The following is a 22,075-nucleotide window of genomic DNA, read 5'->3' on the forward strand; positions in this document are numbered from 1 at the left end:
AAGAATGGGCATTATAGCGTGAAAAATGGTTTTCCTATTACCTATTACCTATTACCTATTACCGCGCGAAGCGCTGTAACCGGATTGACCCTAGCAAACTCCCCAAGGGTCGGATACAATAACCCTGACTTGAGCCAGAGCATTTGGAGTAACTGACCATGCTGATAGCGACTGTAGCAGAAGAACAGGGAGCGATCGCCGCTAACCTCCAGCAATTTCTCCTTGTCCTCTCCGTTTCCCTCAGCGTTGCCACCTTACCCCAAATCGTTCCTTGGTTTCGCCAGATCCCCTACACCCTTCTGCTGGTAATTGTTGGACTTGGACTGGCTCTCGTCGATGTGCGGTTGGTTAATCTCTCCCCTGAGCTGATCCTCTCCATTTTCCTCCCTCCCCTGCTCTTTGAAGCCGCTTGGAATCTAAAATGGTCAGGGCTGAAAAAAAATATTGTTCCCATTAGCCTCTTTGCCATCCTCGGCGTAGCTATTTCCGTGGTGGGAATTGGTTTGGGAGTCAATCAACTTACTGGTTTACCCCTAGCCACGGCTCTGCTTTTAGGTGCAAGTCTCTCGGCAACCGATCCCGTTTCTGTGGTTGCTCTATTCCGGGAATTAGGCGCTCCCAAACGCTTGAGTGTAGTGATGGAAGGGGAAAGCCTGTTTAATGATGGGGTGGCGGTAGTGGCTTTTAGTTTGCTTGTCGGTATTCCCCTAGGCATAGAAGAATTTAACTGGCAAGCAAGTATTGTTCATTTTGCCGTCTTTGTCGGTTTAGGATTGGGTATTGGTGGGCTAATTGGCTTTGGCATTTCCTATCTTACCCAGCGCTTTGATTTACCCTTAGTCGAACAATCCTTAACCCTGATTTCCGCCTATGGAACCTACATTTTAATTGAAGAAACCGGCGGATCGGGGGTCATTGGCGTGGTTACTGTAGGTTTAATTTTAGGTAACTTTGGCTCCCGTATTGGCATGAATCCCCGCACCCGTGTCATTGTCAGTGAATTTTGGGAATTTTTAGCCTTTTTTGTGAACTCCATTGTTTTCCTCTTGATTGGAGATCAGATGCAATTCTCTAGTCTGATGGAAAATTTAGATGAGATTCTCATTACCATCGCTGCCATGATTGTTACGCGGGCGATCGCCATTTATGGTTTAGGCACATTGAGTAATTGGATAACTGAAGTCGATATTAATTGGAAAGAACAAACCGTACTCTGGTGGGGAGGGTTGCGTGGCTCCGTTTCTATTGCCCTAGCCTTAAGTTTACCCATTGCCCTAGAAGGACGGGATCAAATCAGTGCAACTGTCTTTGGTGTGGTTCTTTTTACCCTCTTAGTTCAAGGTTTAACGATTAAACCCCTCTTACAAGGCTTAAACCTCCTCGGTGATGAACCCCTAAGACGGCAATATTTAGAAGCCGTGGCTCGCCGAGTAGCACTGAATCGAGTCATGGAAACATTAACATCCGGCAAACAACGGCCGGAAATTGAGCCAGAATACTATCGCTATCAAGCTGCACTTGTGCAAGGAGAGTTAGAGCAGTTAGAGCGGAACATTCAAGAATTGCGCCAACAACATCCCCAAACGAGAGAATATGCTATTGAACAATTGCGGGAGGAACTTTTGGCGATCGAAGCAGATACCTATGCCGAGTTTATCAAAGCGGGACAACTCAATCAGGAACTTTCCCCCTACCTGGTCGATGTTTTCCAAGATAAGGGGGATGGAATAGGGAATAGGGAATGAGGAATGGGGGGACGCGGGGACACGGAGAAGATAGCTAACTGCCTACTGCCGATTGTCCCTCCTGCCTACTCCCCAATTTTCTCTTGCAAATCTGATAAAACCTGATCGATTAACTCAACCACCTCCGTTTGCCCCAAATCTGCATAGCGCTCCTGGGCAGCCTCAAGGGAGGTCATCGCCTCTTCCCATTTCTCTTGTTTAATATAGGCTACGGCAGAATTATGGTAGGACATGGGAGCATCTGGATTGAGGACAATCGCCTCATCAAAAGCCGCGATCGCCTCATCATACTTTTCCTGAGAGCCTAGGGCAATCCCTAAATTATTATAGGTCTCCCAATTCTGGGGATTAATCTCTAGGGCCCCCTGAAAAGCAACCACTGCTTCGTCAAATCGGCGATCGTGACCCAGGGCAATGCCTAAATTAGAATAAATTTTCTCCGAATTGGGATAAATTTCCAGTGCCTGTTGAAACGCTTCCACTGCTTCAGAATAGTCCCCCAATTTCATCAACTCAATCCCTTGTTGATTATACTTTTGAGCCTCATCAAGGGCATCACTAGGGGTTTCCTCTTCATCATTAGGGATTTCCTCTTGAGCGATCGATAAGGGGGAACAGAGGTAAGCGAGACTCGGTTGTCCCCAGAACCCCAGTCCCAAAATTAAGAGAGCGATCGGAAAATAGACGTTTGCCAAAATAGGAGTGAAACTAGAAATCATGAGACACCTGAAGCCATCTGAGGATAATTCATACAAGAGCGATCGCTTAAACTGTAATATATAGCGCTTTGTGCTGGTAATGGGGAATTCAGTAATGAGTCAACTGTTTTTGCTTTAACTAGCCCCCATCATCTTTTGCCTTTTGCCTAGCACGCAGCACTATACCAGTTCATCGGTTTTCGATGTTATCCTGGTTCTGGTCATCTTTGGCCAACGACTTCAGGGCATTTTCAAGGGTCTCTCAATATTCCGATCGTAAAACATAACCATTTCATATGAAAGCAAGTAGCAACCCTATTTCTCCCTTAGCCTCCCGGTCACTGCAACTGGTGGGCTTAGTGATGATTGTCTCGTTTATTATTGATATTCTGATTATCGCTATTCCTCCTAACCTTCTGAGTCCCCAATGGAGACTCAATTTTACCAGTCAGTTGATTGACCGAGGGGTAATTCCCTTGGTGGGAGTTGCCCTACTTTTAGGAGGAATTTGGATTAAAGATTCAGAAGGGACAAGCGGCTCTAAACAGGGGATGTTGCGGTCAGCAGCCGTCTTAGTCTCTCTGATTTTAGGAATTGTTTATCTCTTAGTGGTTCCCCTACATAGTATTGACACGGTGCGCAGTCGTAACCGCGCTCTGAGAAACTTGGACGCACAAGCCCAACAAGCTGAACAACAATTGCAAGATCAATTGGAAAATCCCGAATTTCAGGCGGGATTAGATCAACGTCGAGAACAATTTAGGACTCAGATTAATACCTTAATTAGTAATGAGGAGCAGTTTCAACAAGCTATAGAACAAGCACCAGAAGGACAAGCTGAGTTACTCCAGCAGTTCAAGGATGATCCCAGTGCAATTGATAGCTTCATCGATCAACAGGTAACCGCTCTACCCCAACGGGCAAGAACCCAAATCGAGGAAGAGAAGATGCAACGGGAAGAGAGGGCCCAAGTGACTACGGTAAAATCTATATCTCAATCGATGAATGGAGCCTTATTAGCGGTTGGGTATTTGGGTGTTGGTTTGACCGGTGTACAACTTGGAGGTGGAGGACGGAAGAAGCGCCGTCGGTAAGATCCTTCTGTTTTGAGCGATCGCCAAACCTAGTGTACCGTTCCAGTTTAAGCGTAGCATGAGATGAAGATGGGGAAGGGCGTTAAGAGCGAGAGGATGGGCAAGACTTAACCCATACCATCAGAATCATAATGCCCGATTCGAGCTGTTTCAGTCCACTAGAAACCCACATGAGGGAGCGATCGCTTTTTGACCCTACCGAGATCTGTCGCAGTGCTCCACCTATAGTCTTCCGCTATACGTGGAGGTGAAGTGACCTGCTCCTGAAGTTTTAGCTCTGATTGACTGAAAATGTTCTCAATTTATATTCTCACCTATAACGAAGAACTTGATATTGGCCCTTGTATTGAATCTGCTCTAGTGTCGGATGATGTGATTGTGGTAGATTCGCTCAGTAGCGATCGCACTGTCGAAATTGCCCAACGTTATCCTGTCCGCGTTGTTGAGCATAAATTTGAAAGCCATGGCCGTCAACGCACTTGGATGCTCCAAGAAGTCCCTGCTAAACATCCTTGGATATATATCCTAGAAGCAGACGAGCGCATGACCCCTGAGTTATTTAACGAGTGCTTAGAGGTGGTTAAATCAGCCGACAAAGTGGGCTACTATGTGGCAGAACGAGTGATGTTCATGAATCGTTGGATTCGCTACAGTACCCAGTATCCTCGGTATCAATTGCGGCTCTTGCGTCCCGATCGAGTTTGGTTTAGCGATTATGGCCATACTGAACGAGAAGTGTGTGATGGCCCCACAGGATTTCTCAAAGAAACCTATCCTCACTATACCTGTAGTAAAGGTCTCAGTCGGTGGCTCGAAAAGCATAATCGCTATTCCACCGATGAAGCAGCCGAAACCATCCGTCAACTGGAAAAAGGGAAGGTCAACTGGGCTGAGTTAGTCTTTGGGAAAACCGAAGTCGCTAGACGACGAGCGCTTAAAGATCTCTCCTTGCGTCTACCCTTTCGCCCGGTTGTACGATTTTGCTATATGTATTTCATTTTAGGGGGATGTTGGGATGGTTCGCCCGGTTTGGCTTGGTGTACTCTACAAGCCTTTTATGAATATCTGATCTTATTGAAAACCTGGGAAATGCAATATTTACCCGTCCCTGAGTTAGATCCACAGACCTTAAAGCCACAGGAAAATTCTGCCCAGAATTCACAAGAGGAAGCAATAGGCAATAGGCCATAGTCATGGGTCACCCGTTAAGGCTGTGAGCGAATTGTGTATTGGGGGATGCAAGAGGCAAAAGGCAATAGGCAAAACCTGGTTTTCCCCTTTGTTGGATTCGTGTAGATAGCCCTCAATTCGTCAGCTATTCCACAGATCGCCGGCAAAGTGTTTTATGATAGCCAATAGTGGGGATCGTCCCGATTAGGAAGTCGGGAGTCAGGCTAGAAAGCCAGTTTCTGCCCACTACCTATTGCCTGTTTCCTATTGCCTGTTTCCTATTCCCTGAGTCAAGAATCTTTGTGTTCCAACGCTTGAAGCAAGATTTGAAGAATGATTTGATTGCTGGTTTGCTGGTGGTGATCCCATTGGCAACCACAATCTGGCTAACCATTACCATCGCCAGTTGGGTGGTCAATGTCCTCACCCAGATTCCTAAACAGGTGAACCCCTTTGATGGATTGCATCCAATTTTAGTCTCTCTTCTCAATCTGGTTGTCGGGCTTGCCGTTCCCTTACTCAGTATCCTGGTCATTGGTTTGATGGCTCGGAATATCGTCGGCCGCTGGTTGTTGGATGTGGGGGAGCGCATTGTACAGGCAATTCCTTTGGCTGGTTCGGTTTATAAAACCTTAAAGCAATTGTTGGAAACCCTACTCAAAGATTCTAAAGATAAGTTTCGACGAGTGGTGTTGGTTGAATATCCCCGTGAGGGACTATGGTCGATGGGGTTTGTCACAGGCCCGGTGAGTTCAGATTTACGCTCCAAGTTTCCAGAACCGATGATTAATGTATTTATTCCCACCACGCCAAATCCTACCACTGGATGGTATGCGATCGTTCCGGAGAAGGACGTGATTAATTTAGCCATCTCCATTGAAGATGCCTTTAAGGTGGTCGTCTCAGCCGGTATCGTTAACCCCACAATGGCACTGCTCCCGTCAGCGGATGACCAATCAGGATATACACTAGAGGATCGGAAGAAGTCTCAATTGACTGAGAATCCTGCTGAAAAACTTGGCCTAACGGTTTCTCTGACTCTTGAGGAATCTTCTAAAGTTGAGTAGTGTTAGAGGGCCAATCTTCGGCTTTTAAGAATTATGCAACCGCGCCAAATTGCTCGTGAACTTGCCTTGCTGAGTCTTTCCCAGTTTTCTAAGCGAAAGACTCCCGAAAACCTTGAATCGATGATCTTAGCAGCAGTGAAGACGTTGCAAACGGAAGCATCAGAGTCTTTAGAGATGGCATCGGCTCAGTTGGAGAGAGGAAACGATCGCCTGTTGAATAGCGAAACAGTGGCCCCCAATATTGCCAGCTCTAGAGCGATGCTCAAAGAGGCGGTTGAACTCACCCAAATGGCTATTAATCAATTGGGAGATGCGATGACGTTTCCCGAGAAAGTCCATTATTATCAAGAGCAAACAGTTGTTCAAGATTATGCTTTAGAGTTGGTGAGTCGGGTCATTCAAAATCACCAGGAGTTGGACTCTATTTTATCTAAGGCGATGGTCAATTGGCAGTTAGAGCGCATTGCTCGTATCGATCGCGATATTCTCAGAATTGCAGTGGCAGAAATTTTGTACGTTAACCTGGATGAACGGATAGCTATTGATGAAGCGGTGAAGTTAGCCAAACGCTACAGTGGGGAGCAGGAATATCGGTTTATTAATGGGGTGTTGCGTCGGGTGGTGACGTTACTCAAGGAAGAGCAGTCTAAGTAGGCATAGGTAAAGTCACTTCAATTAAGGTTGATACATGATGCTCGATCGACAACGGCGGTATCTGTAGAGGCGAAAAATTTGTCACCTCTACTACTCGGTGGCGATTTGTTAAGTTTTAATACGCTTTAGTTGCTCAAAATTATATATCGCTATACAGTAATTGAACTATTGAAATTAAACCAAAAAAGTAGTTGACTTTTACGAGATAGCAAAGATGAGTAACAATTTGGCAAGCCAACTTCGGGAAGGAACGAAACAATCCCATACCATGGCTGAAAACACAGCCTTTATGAAATGTTTTCTCAAAGGGATTGTGGAAAGAGAGCCTTTCCGCCTGTTAACCGCAGATTTGTATTTCCTCTACAGTGCCCTCGAAGAAGAAGTACAGCGCCACAAAGACCATCAAGCGATCGCTCCCATTTATTTCCCCGAACTAGAGCGCAAAGGGAAATTAGAGGAAGACTTAGCCTATTACTATGGGGAAGATTGGAAAGAGCAAATCCAACCTTCACCCGAAGGCAAAAATTATGTTGACCGCATTCACGAAGTCGCCAATACCGAACCGGCTCTTTTGGTTGCCCATTGTTACGTTCGCTATATGGGAGATCTTTCCGGCGGTCAGGCTTTAAGAAATATTGTCCGTTCAGCTTTGGAATTGCCTCCAGATAAGGGAACTGGACTCCATGAATTCGACCAAATTCCCACCGTCGAGGCCAGAAAGGCATTCAAGGCTAAGTACCGCGATGCTTTGAATTCACTCCCGGTTGATGAGGCCCTAGCTCAAAAAATTGTCGATGAGGCCAACATTGCGTTTCGACTCAACCGCAATGTTGTCCATGAACTCGAACCAGCCGTAAAAGCGGCGATCGGCGATCATACCTTCGATTTGCTCACCCGGCAAGATAAGCCCGGAAGTACAGAAAGAGCGCCTGGCAGCAGTTCAGTTGAGTTAGTCTCAGCCGCCGAATAATATCAAATCCTAAAAATCACGCTACACATCAATCCCCGTGTCCCCGTTTCTCCGTGTCCGGAGTGTCAACCATCTGTGGCACATATCTAAGGATTTGATACAAGTATTGAGCAGGGGTGGCTTTAATCAATTTTGCTCCTCCTGCTCCTAATGAAATCCAAATCACAAAAATATTAAGGTAAAGCGATGCAAATTCTGCCACAAACAACCGTAAAATTCGACTCAAACTTACTCAAAAAATATGATAAACCTCTACCTCGATATACCAGTTATCCTCCCGCTACAGAGTTAAAACCCAATGTTGGCGATCTAGATTTTAGAACGGGTATCGCCGTGGGGAACCATAAAAAAACACCGATTTCCCTCTACTGTCATATTCCTTTTTGCCAAAGTCCCTGTTATTTTTGTGGCTGCAATACCATCATTACCAAGAGCCAAAAGAAAGTCGATCCTTATTTGGACTATGTTGCCCGTAATATTGAACAGGTTGCTGCCCTGACCGACCGAGACAGAAAAGTTAATCAGCTCCACTGGGGAGGAGGAACTCCCAACTATTTAAATCTCAATCAAATTGAATTTTTATGGAATCAATTTCAGCAGCATTTTAGTTTTAGTGAAGAGGCAGAAGTTTCTCTAGAAATCAATCCTCGATACATCGATCGCAATGCGATCTTATTCTTGAAAAACTTGGGCTTCAATCGAATTAGCTTTGGCATTCAGGATTTTAATCCTCAAGTTCAAGCCGCCATCAATCGCGTACAACCAGAGTCCATGCTCTTTGATGTGATGAGTTGGATTCGAGAAGCCGGCTTTGAGAGTGTGAATGTCGATCTGATTTATGGTCTACCATTTCAAACTCTAGAAACTTTTAAGGATACCATTGAGAAGACCCTAAAACTCGATCCCGATCGGATTGCGATTTTCAATTTTGCCTATGTTCCTTGGATGAAACCAGTTCAGAAAAAAATACCTGTAGATGCTCTACCCGAGCCATCGGAAAAACTCGATATCTTTAAAATGACCATTGAAGAATTAACGGAGGGAGGCTATGTGTTTATTGGCATGGATCATTTTGCCAAGCCTGATGATGAATTAACAATCGCTCAACAAGCCGGAGTCCTACACAGGAACTTTCAGGGGTACACCACAAAACCGGAGTCAGATTTATTTTCTTTTGGGATGACTTCCATTAGTATGCTACATGATGTCTATATCCAGAATCATAAGCAGTTACCAGACTACTATCAAGCTATTGATGCCGGTATCCTCCCCATAGAAAAAGGGGTTAGTCTCGATCGCGATGACATCATCCGCAGAGCGGTCATTATGGAGTTCATGTGCCAATTTCAGGTTTGCCAACATGCGATCGAGGAAAAATACCACTTACACTTCGATCTAGAATTCGATGAATATTTTGCCAGAGAAATTGCTGAACTGCGTGTCCTGGAAGCGGATGGATTAATTCGGTTCAATGGTGAGAAAATTGAGGTCACACCGACCGGTCGATTGCTAATCAGAAATATTGCCTCTATCTTTGATGCTCGTACCAGAAAACGGCAAATTACCAGTTTTTCTAGGGCAATTTAAAAAGCTATAGTGAGCTTCGCGCTAGGCAATAGGTTGTATGGCTTAGGGTCTAAGGGTTCAGTCCCCCTATTGCCGCATCACAACGTAAAGCGCTGTACAGGGGGCGATCGCGAAACTGTACTTTTGGTGAATGCCCAATGATAGACTGGTGATTGCGATCGCAATAGTCCCTTAATCCTACAACCTGCACGTAATCTTATGGTCTTTAATTGGTTTCGCCGCCAGTTTAATCGCTCTGAGTCTCCTGCTCCTTCCCCTGCACCTGCTCCTGAACCGCAACCAGAGCAACAGGAGGAAGTTGAAGCAGAAAAAACGGAAGAGGCTGTAGATTATCTGGCGTGGGCTAAGGCTGCTTATCAAAATATTCAACAACAAGAACAACAAGAAGTAGAACCCTCTTCTGAAGTAGAAGAGAAAGCAGAGGAACTTGAAGCAGACGTTGCCCCTGAAGAAACGGAACCTATCGTTGAGAGTGCAACAGAAAGTGAACCGGAACCACCATCTGAGAGTGAACCGGAACCGGTTATGGAAACAGAACCCGAACCCGAACCCACTCCAGCACCTGTATCCTTCCTAGAACGAGCCAAAGCAGAGCGGGGAGCGCGGTTAGAAGAACTGAAAGAAAAGGCCGTCGAAGCGCCAGAACCAGAAGAAAAACGTCGTTCTCCAGCGCCTCAAGAATTGGATGAAGATTTCCTTTGGTCGGCTGAGGTTCTTGCTAAACAAGGGAGACGGCCAGATGAGGTGTCCTTAGAAGAGATTAATTGGTTACAACAACTGCGTCAGGGACTCGGGAAAACCAGGCGCGGATTAATTAACCAATTGAAGGCAGTTGTGGGTCAAGGACCTCTCAATGAGGATGCGGTTTTAGAAGTTGAATCCTTGTTATTACAGGCAGATGTAGGCGTTGAGGCGACCGATCGCATTATTGAACAATTACAAGCTAAACTGCGCGAAGAAAGTTTACCCCCAGAACAGGCGATCGCCTACTTAAAACAACTCCTCTGTGATATTTTGGACTATCCTGGTGGCAAAGCCTACGATACCACTTTTGCCCCAGAACAAGATGTCCTCAATATTTGGATGTTAACCGGAGTCAATGGCGTAGGCAAAACCACAACTATTGGTAAATTAGCACACTTAGCCAAAAAATCTGACTATCAATGTTTAATTGGGGCAGCCGACACCTTCCGGGCTGCTGCCGTAGAACAAGTGAAGGTTTGGGGAGAGCGAACTGGAACAGATGTTATTGCTAATCCAAGTAAAAATACTGATCCGGCGGCCGTTGTTTATGATGCAATTACTGCCGCACAATCAAGAAATGTAGACCTCTTACTGGTTGATACGGCTGGACGACTGCAAAACAAGAAAAACTTAATGGAAGAACTGAGCAAAATTCGCCGCATTATTGATAAGAAAGCACCCAATGCAAAAGTAGAATCACTCTTAGTTTTAGACGCTACTCTAGGTCAAAATGGCTTACGTCAAGCCCAAGTGTTTGCCGAAGTTGCCCAACTTAGTGGGGTTGTCTTAACTAAATTAGATGGTACAGCCAAAGGGGGGGTTGCCTTAGCTGTTTCCCAACAACTCGGTTTACCTATTCGTTTTATTGGTGCAGGAGAAGGGATTGAAGATTTACGCCCATTTTCCAGTTATGAATTTGTGGAAGCATTAATTAGTGGATGAAGATTAGAATTCTTGTAGAACTCAGGGAATAGGCAATAGAAAGTGTCCTCACTCTCCCTTTCGCTGCTCTATAAAAGAAACCGTAACATTACCAAATTGTGGATAAATCTAGGATAAAACCCGGTAAAATAAACTCTCCGGATATCGTTTGGGGATTGTCCAAGATTTCGACTTCTTGCTGAGGACGATACACTTCGACTCGTCGCTGTTTGCGATTAATTAACCAACCTAACTGCGCTCCATTGTTTATATACTCGATCATTTTCGCTTGAGTTTGCGATAAGGTATCGCTAGGAGACATCAGCTCGACGACAAAATCGGGACATAAGGGCACAAACCGGTCTTGTTCTTTCTCCGTTAAAGCATCCCAGCGCTCTAGTTTTACCCAAGAAGAATTGGGAGCGCGATTGGCTCCATTGGGCAGTTGAAAACAGCCACTAGAATCAAAGACCTTACCCAGTTTAGTTTGCCGATTCCAAGCTTGTAATTGAAACGTTAAATCGGCATTGCGTTCGCTGGTATTTCCTCCAGTTGGGGGCATCACAATTAACTCTCCCTGGGCCGTTTTCTCAAATTGCAAATTGTCGTTTTCGTGGCACAGTTGCCAAAATTGCTCGTCTGTTAAATTGATTTTGAGAGCCAGTTGGGGAGGTAAAGAAATAATGGGTGTTTCCATATTCAGCCTCTAATTGGGATTGATTTCATAGGGATTGGAGTTGGGGATGGGATAGAGCGATCGCCTTTGAGTAGTTGGTACAGTTAAAGATGGAGTCGTCGGTTGAATCAAACCATATCCCCTGGGACGAATGGAGCCAGCGGGAGCAGTGAATTGAGTTTGAGGGGTGAAAGGATTAGAGGGAGTTGATTCAGGAGGGGGATCGACAAAAGGAGATAAGCGACTATAGCCAAAACTTCGAGTTTCTGAGACGGAGGACGAGGGCAGAGTTCCTGAGCTGGAATTGCCATTGAGTGTTGTTTGTGGCGTGTTGTTTGGCAACGTAGTTTTGGGCAGTTGACGGGTTGACGTTAAGTTAGAACTGAAGACACTGGAACCATCGGTGGGTAAGTTCTGAGTCACTGACTCGACAATTTCCCCGGTGGTTGGGGTGAGAGAAGAGCTAAATGTTGGAGAGACAGAGAGAATTTCATCGGGTTCAGGTTGAGCAGGTTTTTGACTCCAGTAGGGAACCGAAGAAACCAGAGGATGGGAAGCAGACAGAGGACTTTTCTTCTCCTTGTTTCCAGATGGGGAGAAGTCCAGGGAAACGGGAGCAGATAGGGAAGGGGAGGAGAACGTGTTAATTTCTTCGCCGATTTCCTCTAGGGATAGAGTCGCAATAACCTGTTGCAGTTCTGAGTCGCTTAACAGATCCGATTGAGTCGATAATGGCGATCCGGTATCTCCATCTTCTTCTGGGCGAGCTAAAGAGGGTTGCACGGGATCTATGGTTTGCGCTCTTTCGAGAGTGTCTTTCAGATCATTGATATAAGGGGTAAGGGGACTCAGGAAAGTCTGAACATTAGTAGAAATATTCGTTCCCATCTGATTGAGGGTGTCTGGATTGGCGATCGGTTTCCAGAAAATGGCGATCGCCCCCGATAGGGGAATAAATACCCACCACAATCCCCCACGTCTCCATTTTATTCTCGATAACGGGGCCCATTTGCGGGTAGATGTGGTTTGAGTTCGGCGACGGGAACGTTTCACGATCGACTCTCCTTTGAGTTCCTCAAGGGGTTAGGGCATTACTCTAAGCGTTCTAACCAAACGCTAACATCAATGGCTAGGGTTTGGCCCAGACGCAGCAGGCGACGGCTTTGAGGCAAATCTAAGGTCATCTGCGATGAGGTATCCTCGCTCTCTAACGTGTCTTCCTCCTCCGAGCCATTTAAGGCTGAAGTGGAAATACCAAAACAGCGAGGGATAATCTTATTATGCAGATAACTAAAGTATAGCTCTTGACAGCGAGTTAAGCATAATCCCACCTGCAAACGACAGGAGAGGTCGATCAAGCGTTCTAGTCGCTCCAGATGATGATTTAAGCTGGCAGGGTCATTATTTTCTAAAACTTCCCAAAATCCCAGCAAGGTTAAGCGCTCTAGGATTTCTTGACCATCGGGAATAGTCAGATGGCAATGGAGAGATTCAGCTTCTTTGGCGATCGCCTCTAACTCTAGCAGCAAACTCAAACCTTCAGGCAAAGCAAAATTCTCGGGTTTCAGAGCATTCAACAGACTAAAACAACGCTGGGACAGGGCCATATTTGCCGCCACCTGTAACTCCGCTGGTGGCGGCATATTGTCCCGGTGAAATGCCCTTAACACGCCGTAATTATCCCGATACACTTGGGTATACAACTGATCTACGCGGGTTAAGGTTTCCTGGGTCAGAAGAGTCATGATCCGCAGGCGGTCTTCTGCAAATAGATCGTCTAAATTAAAGGTTTGGTCGCCAAACCACTCCGCCATCCCTAAAATCACATTAGCAGCACTCGCCTGTTGCAGAGCATGAAAGAGCGTTTCTTTAATCGATAAATAGGATCGGCGATTAGAGAACGGTTGAACGCAACAATGGAAATCCCATCCTCCTAAATGCAAGAGAGCAAAGACAAAATGCCCCCCTTCCCTCGTCACTTCAGAAGTAAGGTTAATTTCACCCACCGCTAAAGTTAGGGAACCCATGCGCTGAAGCTGATAATCCTGTTGTTCGATCCAATAGCAGTATAAGGAAAAATCTTTGTCCGATGGACTCGACTGCTCCCTCGTCATAGATAAACCCTTATGGGAGGTGGGATAGCTATTAAACAGAGAACTAATCGCAAAATGGGCCACCACTTGCTCTAAGCTGACTTGCGCAGTCATCACATTTTTGTCATAAACCCCGGCTCCCGTTTCAAAAATGTCTACATTACTGGGAGCTTGGGCTAATCGATCGACAAACGTCGTTTCTAAATCCTGACCCGTTACTTCCCTAGCTAACTCGATCGCCCGACTGGCATATCGGAGAATTTGCGTTCCTTCTGGGCGGGAAATTTCTTCAAAGAACCAACCGCAACTGGTGAACATCAACAGAGCATGGCGTTGCATTTCCAGCAAGCGCAAGGCTTCGATCTGTTCGCTCGGTTCCAGGGGATGGGTTTGATGACGATTCAAAAAGCGATCGACTGTATGCCAACTGCGGTTATTAATGATTTCAACATACTCATCTCGCGCTTTCCAAGGGTCTTGGAACATTTCATAGCCCTGGGTTTCATAAATCTCTACCAACTGATCTCGCAAGTGGTTGAGGGCATCTCGTAGGGGTCTGCGCCATTTTTGATGCCATCCGCCCCCACTGGCACAACCACAATCTTCTTGCCATCTGCCTACTCCATGGGAACAACTCCAAGCAGTGACGGGTTTGAGTTGCACTTCCCAAGTCGGGGGATGTTGGCTGAGATAGTGGCTAAAGTTGGTAATTTGCCATCCTCGGTCGGGAAATTCCCGTAAGAAGGCATAGGCCAGGGTTTTTTCCGTTCCCCCTTTGTGGTGACCGAAGGTTTCTCCATCAGTGGCCACGGAAATCAGTTGGTTGGGACGTTGATCACCATGGATGGCATGGGCTAGGCGATCTCCCAGATGGTAAGAGCTACTTAGGGCATCGCTAAAGCCCATATCGCTGGAGATGGGACCATCGTAAAAGAAGATATCCAGATAGCGACCGTCGGCGATAAAACAGCGATAGGGACGGGTGGGATCGATGGTGGAGTCTTCTACATCGTACCATTCGGGATCGGGGTTGTCTTCCGTGGCGATCGGGCGACAGGTTTGGGCTTGGGAGGGCGCCAGAATGGTAAATTTAATGCCTTCGTTTATGAGCGCTTCCACGGTGGGATAATCGATCGCTGTTTCCGCTAACCACATGCCTTCGGGATCGCGACCAAACCGGGATTTGAAGTCGGCTTTTCCCCAGCGAATTTGGGTGTATTTATCCCGTTCATTCGCCAGGGGCATGATCATGTGGTTGTAGACTTGGGCGATCGCATTGCCATGACCGCCTAATCGCTGACAACTTTTGCGATCGGCTTCAATAATCCGTTGATAAACTTGGGTATCATAACGCTCTAACCAAGCCATTAAAGTCGGGCCAATATTGAAGCTCAGATACTCAAAATTATTGATAATCCCAATGATCTCGCCCTGGTCATTCAGAACTCTAGCAAAGGCATTGGGACGATAGCATTCATGATAGATACGCTCGTTCCAATTGTGGCAAGGGGCAGCACTCGGTTGACGTTCAATCTCATTCAGATAAGGATTTTCGCGCGGCGGTTGATAGAAGTGACCATGAATTGTGACACAAACTCCAAGATTAACTTGATCCCCTAATTCTTGACCTTGATCCCCTTCTTTTTTCGGCAAAGAAATTTCAGGGATCGGTTGTATATTGGGGAAGACGGTTCCCTCTGTTAGGAATTGAGAAATAGACACCACAGTTGACAAGACCTCCAACAGGACATGAAGTAATATAAGCGTTAATTAAAAACTTATTAATGGCTCAGTTGTTTATAAATCGTAACGTCGATCGAAATATTTACTTTTGTATCATCGTTTTCGCAAGCGAATATCAAAATGAGCCATTTATAGTGTATCTCAGCGACCCAAATTTAAGGATGAATAAATATAAAGATATTCTTAATTACCAGAATAAAACCCATGTCAAGTGCCTGTTTGTAGAGTTCAACGCCTTTTAACTTCAAAGCATAGAGCAACCTAAAACTCTTTCTCTTTGGTATACTAATTATTACTTACTGAAGTGATGTGAGCCAAAATTTAAAGGCAATTCAGGAGTAGACACAAACGCTCTGATTCCTATTCCCTATTCCCTATTCCCTAATTTCCCCATTCCCTATTCCCTATTCCCTATTCCCCATTCCCCATTCCCTATTCCCTATTCCCTATTCCCCATGCTCCAATTTACTCCTAATACCTTTCGGTCAAGATTCCCTTGGTTTAGCTGCGGTTTATTACTGCTCTGGATTATTGCTTTAGGATTGCGGTTTTGGGGATTAAATCGGTTTAACACTCTGGTTTTTGATGAGGTCTATTTCGCCAAATTTGCCCAGAATTATTTAGATCAAACCCAGTTGTTTGATGCCCATCCTCCCCTAGGGAAGTATCTGATTGCCGTGGGGATGGGACTAGCCGATCGCTTGTCTTTAGGGGATTCATCCGTTACCAACGATTTAACCGGTTCTCTACGCTCCCCATTGAGTTACCGCTGGTTCAATGCGTTTACCGGATCGTTGATTCCTTTGGTGGTTGCGTGGCTCAGTTATCAGTTAACTCAGCGCAAAAGTTATGCCCTTCTATCGGCTGGATTAATGACGATAGAAGGCTTATTTTTAGTCGAATCTCGCTATGCTTTGATCAACATTTATTTAGTGCTGTTTGGATTGCTGGGACAGGGTTTCGGATTATGGGGATTACAAACCACTCCTCGATGGCGCACGCTAGGGCTGATTTTATCGGGGATAAGCTTTGGGTTGTCTGCTGCGGTGAAGTGGAATGGATTGGGGTTTTGGCTCGGATTTTGGGGAGTAATTTTAGTTATTAAGCTCTGGGAGAAGTGGGAAAATAGGGAGGGCGCGATCGCTAATTTGTCCTGGTACGATAGGGCAACAAAGTTAAGACTCTGGACCATTCCCATTTATGGGCTAATTGTACCCTATGTCACCTATGCCCTAGTTTGGATTCCCCATCTTAACCTGAATCCCGACTATAGCTTCTGGCAGATGCAAGGGGAAATTATCGGCTATCATAACCGCATTGGTGGCGGTGAAGAAGTTCACCCGTATTGCTCGTCTTGGTTCAGTTGGCCGTTTTTAATTCGTCCTGTTGCCTATTATTATCAAGCAGTTAATGATGGGCAAGTGATTTTCGATGTTCATGCTTTCGGAAATCCATTGTTGTGGTGGAGTTCAACTGTAGCGATCGCCCTCTTATCTTTGTGTTTTTTACAACGCTATTCATCCCCGCCCCTCTTCAATCTCTCCCTCTATCTAGGCATCAACTATATTACCAACTGGCTCCCCTGGAGCATTGTCAGTCGATGCTTATTTCTCTATCATTACATGGGCGCTCTCATCTTTGCCATTTTAGCTCTCAGTGTTATTCTGGAGCGATGGCTGTATCATTCTCGGCGAAAATTTCGGATTTTAGCGATCGGTATTTTAGGGGTGATGGCGATCGCCTTTCTCTTTTGGCTCCCTATCTATCTTGGTCTACCGCTCTCTCCCCAAGGCTTTCGTCTACGCATGTGGTTCAACACTTGGATTTAGGATTAAGGATGAATCCTCTTGAGTTTCTCAATGAACACTCATCAATTACATTATTATAGTATTCCCTATGAATCCTTCTCAAACCCTAACGGTAAAACGGAATAACCAAACCTTCACGGTAGAAATCTCCATTCATCCCCCAAGTGATTATGTGCAGGAACATCTTCAGGAATTACTACCCAACTGGCAAAATAATTCCGTTTCGGTGATTATTTTCCTGCAACAAACACAGATGCCTTTAACTGAAATCTCTCCAGAAGTTGAAGCCGAAAAAAACATCCTCTTAGACAATTTTATCCGATGGGCAGACTTAGTTGCTAACTGGTTAGGCGATCGCGATTATCCCACCGATGCATTCGATCCGCGCACCGGATATCCCCGCAGATGCTCCCCTGGAACCCTTTCCCACAAAGATGTACCTGCGGTTCATGCGGCATTGGGATATCCCATTGAGAAAAATGGAGACTGTGCCACCATTGTTCACCCCTTTTGGGGAACCGCAGTCTATCCCAGTGTGATGATCTCTGCTGCTCCTGTACCAGAAATCCTCACCGCTCTCCACTCTACCCTCCTCGATCGTTGTTAACGGATTTTTCGGTACCAACGGGCAATTCGATGCAGATCCACGCCCAAAAAATTAGCTATCAATACCCCTTGATTGATCGCAGTAGTGCGCCAGATGCCTAATCTTTGCCAACGTCGAGCAGAGGTAACGACGGGGAGGGGTGCGATCGCAATTTTTCCCAATGGTTTCAACGATTGAATTAAGTGCCAATCTTCTAAAATCGGTAACTCTGGGAATCCACCCACCTGCTCAAACCTAGCACGGGATAAAAAAATCGCTTGATCTCCGTAAGGAAGTTGGCAAAGGTGCGATCGCCACTTCACCCCCCATTCCACCATGCGATAACCCCAGTTTTCTGAACCTATCCGCAACTCAAATGCCCCTGCAACTACCTCCGGTTGCGGCAAAATATCCCGTACCCATTCGTCATACTCCCTAGGTAACCGAGTATCTCCATGTAAAAATAATAAATACTCTCCCCTAGCGTTTCTCGCCCCCTCATTCATCTGATGTCCTCGTCCCGGAGTCGTTTGAATCACTTTAATTCCTTCCTGTTTTAAGGATTCTACCGTCCCATCTGTAGATCCTCCATCCACCACAATAATCTCCACCTCTTTTCCTTGCTGAACCCTAGCCACAGTAGACAAAATTTGATCCACTTCATTCAGAACTGGAATAATCACTGAAATCATACTCACGTTCATTAATTCTCTGGAGACATGGTAAACACATAGGGCAGTAAAAACCCAATCACTGCTGCGAGGAAAAAAGTTTTATCTCAACATTCAACACTTCTGGAGATTCATAAGATACCTTCTTGTGCTACATATAGTATTTTGAATTGATTTCTAAATCGTCCAGCTTTTGCCCTCTCCTCTTGCATTTCCCAAGGGAGAAGGGGGATGAGGGGCATAAAATGGTATCTATAGACATGATGTTATCCGATCGCCACCTTCACCTATGGCAGGCTGACTTAAATCAGTTTATGCCCCAGTTAACACAATTTACATCTGTTCTGTCTCCAGATGAAGTGGAGCGATCGCAGCGCTTCCATTTTGACGAACATCGACAGTATTTTATCCTGGCGCGGGGCATTCTCCGCTATTTATTGGCACAGTATTTAAACTGCAATCCTTCAGACCTTGAGTTTACCTATTCTCAACGAGGTAAACCCGCCTTAGCCCTGCCCAAATCTGACTTAAAGTTCAATATCTCTCACTCAAAAAACTATGCCCTGTATGGATTTTCTTCCAATTCGTCTATTGGCGTGGATATCGAAGCCATTCGCCCTCTGAATGATTTAGGCTCCTTAGCCAGGCGCTTCTTTTTACCTTCAGAATATCGACATATTCAAAACACGTCTATTTCTGAGCAACCCTATACCTTTTTTCGCTATTGGACGTACAAAGAAGCCTACTTAAAAGCCATTGGCGAAGGATTAGCAGGACTCGAACAAGCCGAAATTGAATTAACAGACACTGGGGCAAAAGTTAGCGATCGCGCCTGGTCATTATATCCGTTAACTACTCCCTCCGGTACTGTAGCGGCGGTGTCCGTTGAGGGAGATCGCTGGCAGGTGGTACAAAAACAGGTGATTCTAGATCAATTAAACATTAAAAATTGATAGAGCGATCGCTTGCTGTAATGATGCAAATTCGTTAGCATCTCGGGAAGTGACCTATAGTCAATTCAAATAACAGTGAGATGTTTTTGTAGGGGCGAAAAATTTTTCGCCCCTACATATACCGTTATTGTAGACACTCTTAGAGGGTCTGAGTGTTAATTGAATCAACTATAAGAGTGATTATGAATCTACCAATGGCCCATAGGGAAGCGGAGAATAGCTTGGATCGCTAGTGGCTTCAAACCAGTAGTGCATATGACCTTCAATAAACTCGGTGCGGGTGATAAAACCATTGCTATCAACGTCGATGCTGTCGAAAGCGCGATCGGCAGTGTCGGTGTTTTCTCCCCCAGAGTATACGGCCAAATACCTTCGATATTCTTCACGAGATATCTCTCCAGAGCCATCTGTATCGACGAAATCAAAGAACACTTCGTTTTTTCGCCTGCCTGCTTCACGGGAGGATTGCATCAATGAGACTGCTTTGGCAGCATTAGTGAGGAATTCTTCGTAACCAATCTGAGTTTGAGGATCGACTGGATTTCCTCCAGCAACAAAATTGTCAAACAGGGAGCGAAATACCGCAAGAATTTCTTCGTCTTTCGACCGATCGCTTTGATTTTGTATCAACCGATTCGCAATCTCCTCATATTCAGAGCGCGACAAAAAGCCATTTTGGTTAGTATCCATAACCTTGAAGTAGGTCTTCATCTTGGTAACCCAAAAAGTAGATGACAAAAACTCTTCTGGAGACATTTTTACTGATTCCACAATCAACTTTGAGGAAGTATAGCATTTCTCACCATTTCTTCAAATTACCTAATGCCTAAATACCCGGCTAAAAGGGGAGTTTGATTACAGAAGTTAGTTAGTGCAAAGTGCGGTCTTTCCCTATTCCCTATTCCCTAACAGAGGCTGCGATCGCCGTCACTCTTCTATAGAGATACACTTCACACTGACTTTGTCAATCTCTTGAAACAATACGATACATAGCGTCGTCATTCGGGCGCGTTGTCAACCCTGTCGGATAAAGGAGGTTCAATCCATGATCCAAGGACAAGTTGTACTTATAACTGGAGCCTCACGGGGCATTGGGCGAGCGATCTCTCTAGAACTTGCTGCCCAAGGAGTCAAACGTTTACTCCTGGTTGCCCGAGATTCTCAGCGCTTGCAACACATGGTTGAAACACTCCAACAAGAGTATCCTGAAGTTGAATCAGTTGCTCTAGCTGTTGATATGACTAATGGTCAAGCCTTAGATGGAGCGATCGCCAGAGCTTGGCGCGACTATGGCTCCATTGACCTTCTGATCAATAATGCTGGAGTTGCCCACCAAGGGGACTTTCTGGCCACCAACCCCCGTAAAATCGAAGAAGAAATCAACGTCAATCTCCTGGGAACCTTCCGCATTACCCGCTTAATCGCCAAACGCATGGTTACCCGTTCCCAGGGGACAATTGTCAATGTCTCCAGCCTCATGGGTAAAGTCGCCGCTCCCAGCTACGCCACTTACTCCGCCACCAAATTTGCGCTTATTGGCTTTACCCAAGCTCTCCGCCAAGAACTTGCCCCCAAAGGCGTACGCGTTGTCGCCTTGCTGCCGTCGCTCACCGACACCGACATGGTGCGGAATACGGATAAATTTCGTTGGGTAGCCGCGGATAGCGCCGAAATGGTTGCCAAATCCCTAGTTGCGGGATTGCGCGATCGCGACGAGGAGATTGTCGTCGGATGGCAAGGAAAAGTCGCCTCCCTGATGGGGCGGTTCTTCCCGCAAGTGATGCAGAAGGTTGTTGCCTTAGCAGCTCCAGATCGCAGAGTCTTACCGTTGCGATCTCCTTCTGAGAGAGAGCGAGCTGCTTAATGATTACAGCAGTTTCCTGCATGATAGAGTTAAGAGTACCGAAGTAGGGGCTTGCATATTTTTTGCCCCTACTGCTTGTTGCTTTGGCGATCGCTTCCTCAGGTTGATTAAAGATTATCTGGATCTAACCCCATAGCCCGCAACCGTTCAGCAAGACGTTGCGATCGCTGCCGTTCAGCCTCTGCCCGTTGGGACTCAGCCTCTGCCCGTTGGGATTCAGCCTCTGCCCGTTGGGATTCAGCCTCTGCCCGTTGACGTTCAGCCTCTGCCCGTTGACGTTCAGCCTCAACCACTTGTTCAGCTTCCTCAAGGCGTTGTTGGGCTGTTTCAGCCTCTTGTTGAGCTACTTCTTCGGGTAACAATACCAAATTACCTTCAGTATCGTAAAAGCGCAGCCAAACCGCTTCCTCTCGGTCAATTGTTCCCGACCAAGTTCCCAGCCAAAAGTCCAAACTTTCACACCATAGCCAACCTCGCTCATTGGCAACCAAAGACTGATACCCCTTGGAAATGTCTAAATGCCATCCTTGTAATGACTTGGGCTTAAAGGGGTCATAGACAAAATAATCTGGAGTGCGGAAAATCCGTCCATAGATATCTTTTTTCTTTCCTGTATCTACTTTGGACGTACTCGGTGACATCAGTTCCACAATGACATTAGGATAGTGACCCTCTTCTTGCCACACCACCCAACCCTGTCGTTGTTTGGTGCCATCGACATCAAGAACAGCAAAGAAATCCGGGCCGCGAAAATCTTTGTTGAACACTTCTTTGTCGCTGTAGTAGACAAACATATTGCCGCCCGTGTAGAAGTCATTACGTTCGCTCCAAGCTTGTTGCAATGACCGGATCAGGACGTTCATGGCAATGCGGTGGCGGTTGCTTTCCAAGGGTTCTCCATCATCAAAAATCAGGTCGGTAGGTGGAGTAGGGGGGTTCCACTCCGGATCTAGGATTGTTTCAGTTTCGGGGCAAGTCTGGGTAGTGAGTTCTACTGACATTTTTGGCTCCCCATGTTCTGGTAGTTTTCG

General features: G+C 45.9%; 19 protein-coding genes. 12 read left to right on the plus strand and 7 right to left on the minus strand.

What is annotated here, in order from left to right; translation table 11 throughout:
* The first annotated feature begins 158 nt into the window (after window positions 1-158).
* Window positions 159-1,745 carry a sodium:proton antiporter gene (locus J7545_RS23620; RefSeq protein ID WP_318699829.1) on the plus strand — a complete coding sequence of 529 codons (1,587 nt, stop codon included), beginning with the start codon at window positions 159-161 and terminating at the stop codon, window positions 1,743-1,745.
* Window positions 1,746-1,810: 65 nt separating this feature from the next.
* On the opposite strand, the gene J7545_RS23625 is transcribed toward J7545_RS23620, so the two are convergent.
* Window positions 1,811-2,464: a tetratricopeptide repeat protein gene (locus tag J7545_RS23625; RefSeq protein WP_318699830.1), complete on the minus strand. Its 654-nt coding sequence runs from the start codon at window positions 2,462-2,464 to the stop codon at window positions 1,811-1,813.
* A 275-nt stretch (window positions 2,465-2,739) separates the two neighbouring features.
* Here J7545_RS23625 and J7545_RS23630 point away from each other — a divergent pair, with 275 nt between their 5' ends.
* From J7545_RS23630 to ftsY, 7 genes are all read left to right on the plus strand, one after another.
* Entirely contained in the window at window positions 2,740-3,537 is a 798-nt protein-coding gene (locus J7545_RS23630; RefSeq protein WP_318699832.1) for an HpsJ family protein, read from the plus strand.
* 291 nt (window positions 3,538-3,828) lie between these two features.
* Window positions 3,829-4,728, plus strand: coding sequence for a glycosyltransferase family 2 protein (locus tag J7545_RS23635; protein ID WP_318699833.1), 900 nt, complete (start codon window positions 3,829-3,831; stop codon window positions 4,726-4,728).
* A 281-nt stretch (window positions 4,729-5,009) separates the two neighbouring features.
* Window positions 5,010-5,774 (plus strand): DUF502 domain-containing protein, encoded by a 765-nt coding sequence (locus J7545_RS23640; protein ID WP_318699834.1) that lies wholly within the window; start codon window positions 5,010-5,012, stop codon window positions 5,772-5,774.
* A gap of 33 nt (window positions 5,775-5,807) precedes the next feature.
* Window positions 5,808-6,428 (plus strand): transcription antitermination factor NusB, encoded by a 621-nt coding sequence (nusB, locus tag J7545_RS23645; RefSeq protein ID WP_318699835.1) that lies wholly within the window; start codon window positions 5,808-5,810, stop codon window positions 6,426-6,428.
* Window positions 6,429-6,642: 214 nt separating this feature from the next.
* Entirely contained in the window at window positions 6,643-7,398 is a 756-nt protein-coding gene (locus J7545_RS23650; RefSeq protein ID WP_318699837.1) for a heme oxygenase (biliverdin-producing), read from the plus strand.
* 186 nt (window positions 7,399-7,584) lie between these two features.
* Window positions 7,585-8,985 carry an oxygen-independent coproporphyrinogen III oxidase gene (gene hemN / locus J7545_RS23655; protein ID WP_318699839.1) on the plus strand — a complete coding sequence of 467 codons (1,401 nt, stop codon included), beginning with the start codon at window positions 7,585-7,587 and terminating at the stop codon, window positions 8,983-8,985.
* A 198-nt stretch (window positions 8,986-9,183) separates the two neighbouring features.
* The gene (gene ftsY / locus J7545_RS23660) at window positions 9,184-10,671 is read left to right on the plus strand and encodes a signal recognition particle-docking protein FtsY (protein WP_318699840.1); all 1,488 of its coding nucleotides are present in this window, start codon (window positions 9,184-9,186) and stop codon (window positions 10,669-10,671) included.
* Between the two features lie 88 nt (window positions 10,672-10,759).
* Here ftsY and J7545_RS23665 read toward each other — a convergent pair whose 3' ends face one another.
* The 3 genes from J7545_RS23665 to J7545_RS23675 are packed head-to-tail and all read right to left on the minus strand — an operon-like array spanning window position 10,760 to window position 15,078.
* A complete protein-coding gene (locus tag J7545_RS23665) occupies window positions 10,760-11,347 on the minus strand; it encodes a Uma2 family endonuclease (RefSeq protein ID WP_318699841.1) in 588 nt (195 codons plus the stop codon).
* 9 nt (window positions 11,348-11,356) lie between these two features.
* Window positions 11,357-12,379 carry a hypothetical protein gene (locus tag J7545_RS23670; RefSeq protein WP_318699842.1) on the minus strand — a complete coding sequence of 341 codons (1,023 nt, stop codon included), beginning with the start codon at window positions 12,377-12,379 and terminating at the stop codon, window positions 11,357-11,359.
* Window positions 12,380-12,417: 38 nt separating this feature from the next.
* Entirely contained in the window at window positions 12,418-15,078 is a 2,661-nt protein-coding gene (locus J7545_RS23675; protein ID WP_413038686.1) for a DUF3536 domain-containing protein, read from the minus strand.
* Between the two features lie 539 nt (window positions 15,079-15,617).
* Here J7545_RS23675 and J7545_RS23680 point away from each other — a divergent pair.
* On the plus strand, window positions 15,618-16,991 hold the full coding sequence (locus tag J7545_RS23680; RefSeq protein ID WP_318699844.1) for a dolichyl-phosphate-mannose--protein mannosyltransferase: 1,374 nt from the start codon (window positions 15,618-15,620) through the stop codon (window positions 16,989-16,991).
* 67 nt (window positions 16,992-17,058) lie between these two features.
* Complete coding sequence (locus J7545_RS23685; protein WP_318699845.1) at window positions 17,059-17,577, plus strand: methylmalonic aciduria and homocystinuria type D protein; 519 nt, start codon at window positions 17,059-17,061, stop codon at window positions 17,575-17,577.
* On the opposite strand, the gene J7545_RS23690 is transcribed toward J7545_RS23685, so the two are convergent.
* Complete coding sequence (locus tag J7545_RS23690; protein WP_413038685.1) at window positions 17,574-18,260, minus strand: TIGR04283 family arsenosugar biosynthesis glycosyltransferase; 687 nt, start codon at window positions 18,258-18,260, stop codon at window positions 17,574-17,576. The two genes, J7545_RS23685 and J7545_RS23690, sit on opposite strands and share 4 nt — an antisense overlap.
* 212 nt (window positions 18,261-18,472) lie before the next feature.
* Between J7545_RS23690 and J7545_RS23695 the strand changes: the two genes are divergently transcribed.
* The gene (locus tag J7545_RS23695; RefSeq protein ID WP_318699846.1) at window positions 18,473-19,180 is read left to right on the plus strand and encodes a 4'-phosphopantetheinyl transferase family protein; all 708 of its coding nucleotides are present in this window, start codon (window positions 18,473-18,475) and stop codon (window positions 19,178-19,180) included.
* A gap of 180 nt (window positions 19,181-19,360) precedes the next feature.
* On the opposite strand, the gene J7545_RS23700 is transcribed toward J7545_RS23695, so the two are convergent.
* On the minus strand, window positions 19,361-19,936 hold the full coding sequence (locus tag J7545_RS23700) for an EF-hand domain-containing protein (RefSeq protein ID WP_318699853.1): 576 nt from the start codon (window positions 19,934-19,936) through the stop codon (window positions 19,361-19,363).
* Window positions 19,937-20,225: 289 nt separating this feature from the next.
* On the opposite strand from J7545_RS23700, the gene J7545_RS23705 reads away from it, so the two are divergent.
* On the plus strand, window positions 20,226-21,044 hold the full coding sequence (locus tag J7545_RS23705; RefSeq protein ID WP_318699847.1) for an SDR family NAD(P)-dependent oxidoreductase: 819 nt from the start codon (window positions 20,226-20,228) through the stop codon (window positions 21,042-21,044).
* A gap of 107 nt (window positions 21,045-21,151) precedes the next feature.
* On the opposite strand, the gene J7545_RS23710 is transcribed toward J7545_RS23705, so the two are convergent.
* Window positions 21,152-22,045: a Uma2 family endonuclease gene (locus tag J7545_RS23710; protein ID WP_318699848.1), complete on the minus strand. Its 894-nt coding sequence runs from the start codon at window positions 22,043-22,045 to the stop codon at window positions 21,152-21,154.
* Between the last annotated feature and the right edge of the window lie 30 nt (window positions 22,046-22,075).

Source organism: Roseofilum sp. SBFL (genome assembly GCF_017746885.1).
Taxonomy (GTDB): Bacteria; Cyanobacteriota; Cyanobacteriia; order Cyanobacteriales; family Desertifilaceae; genus Roseofilum.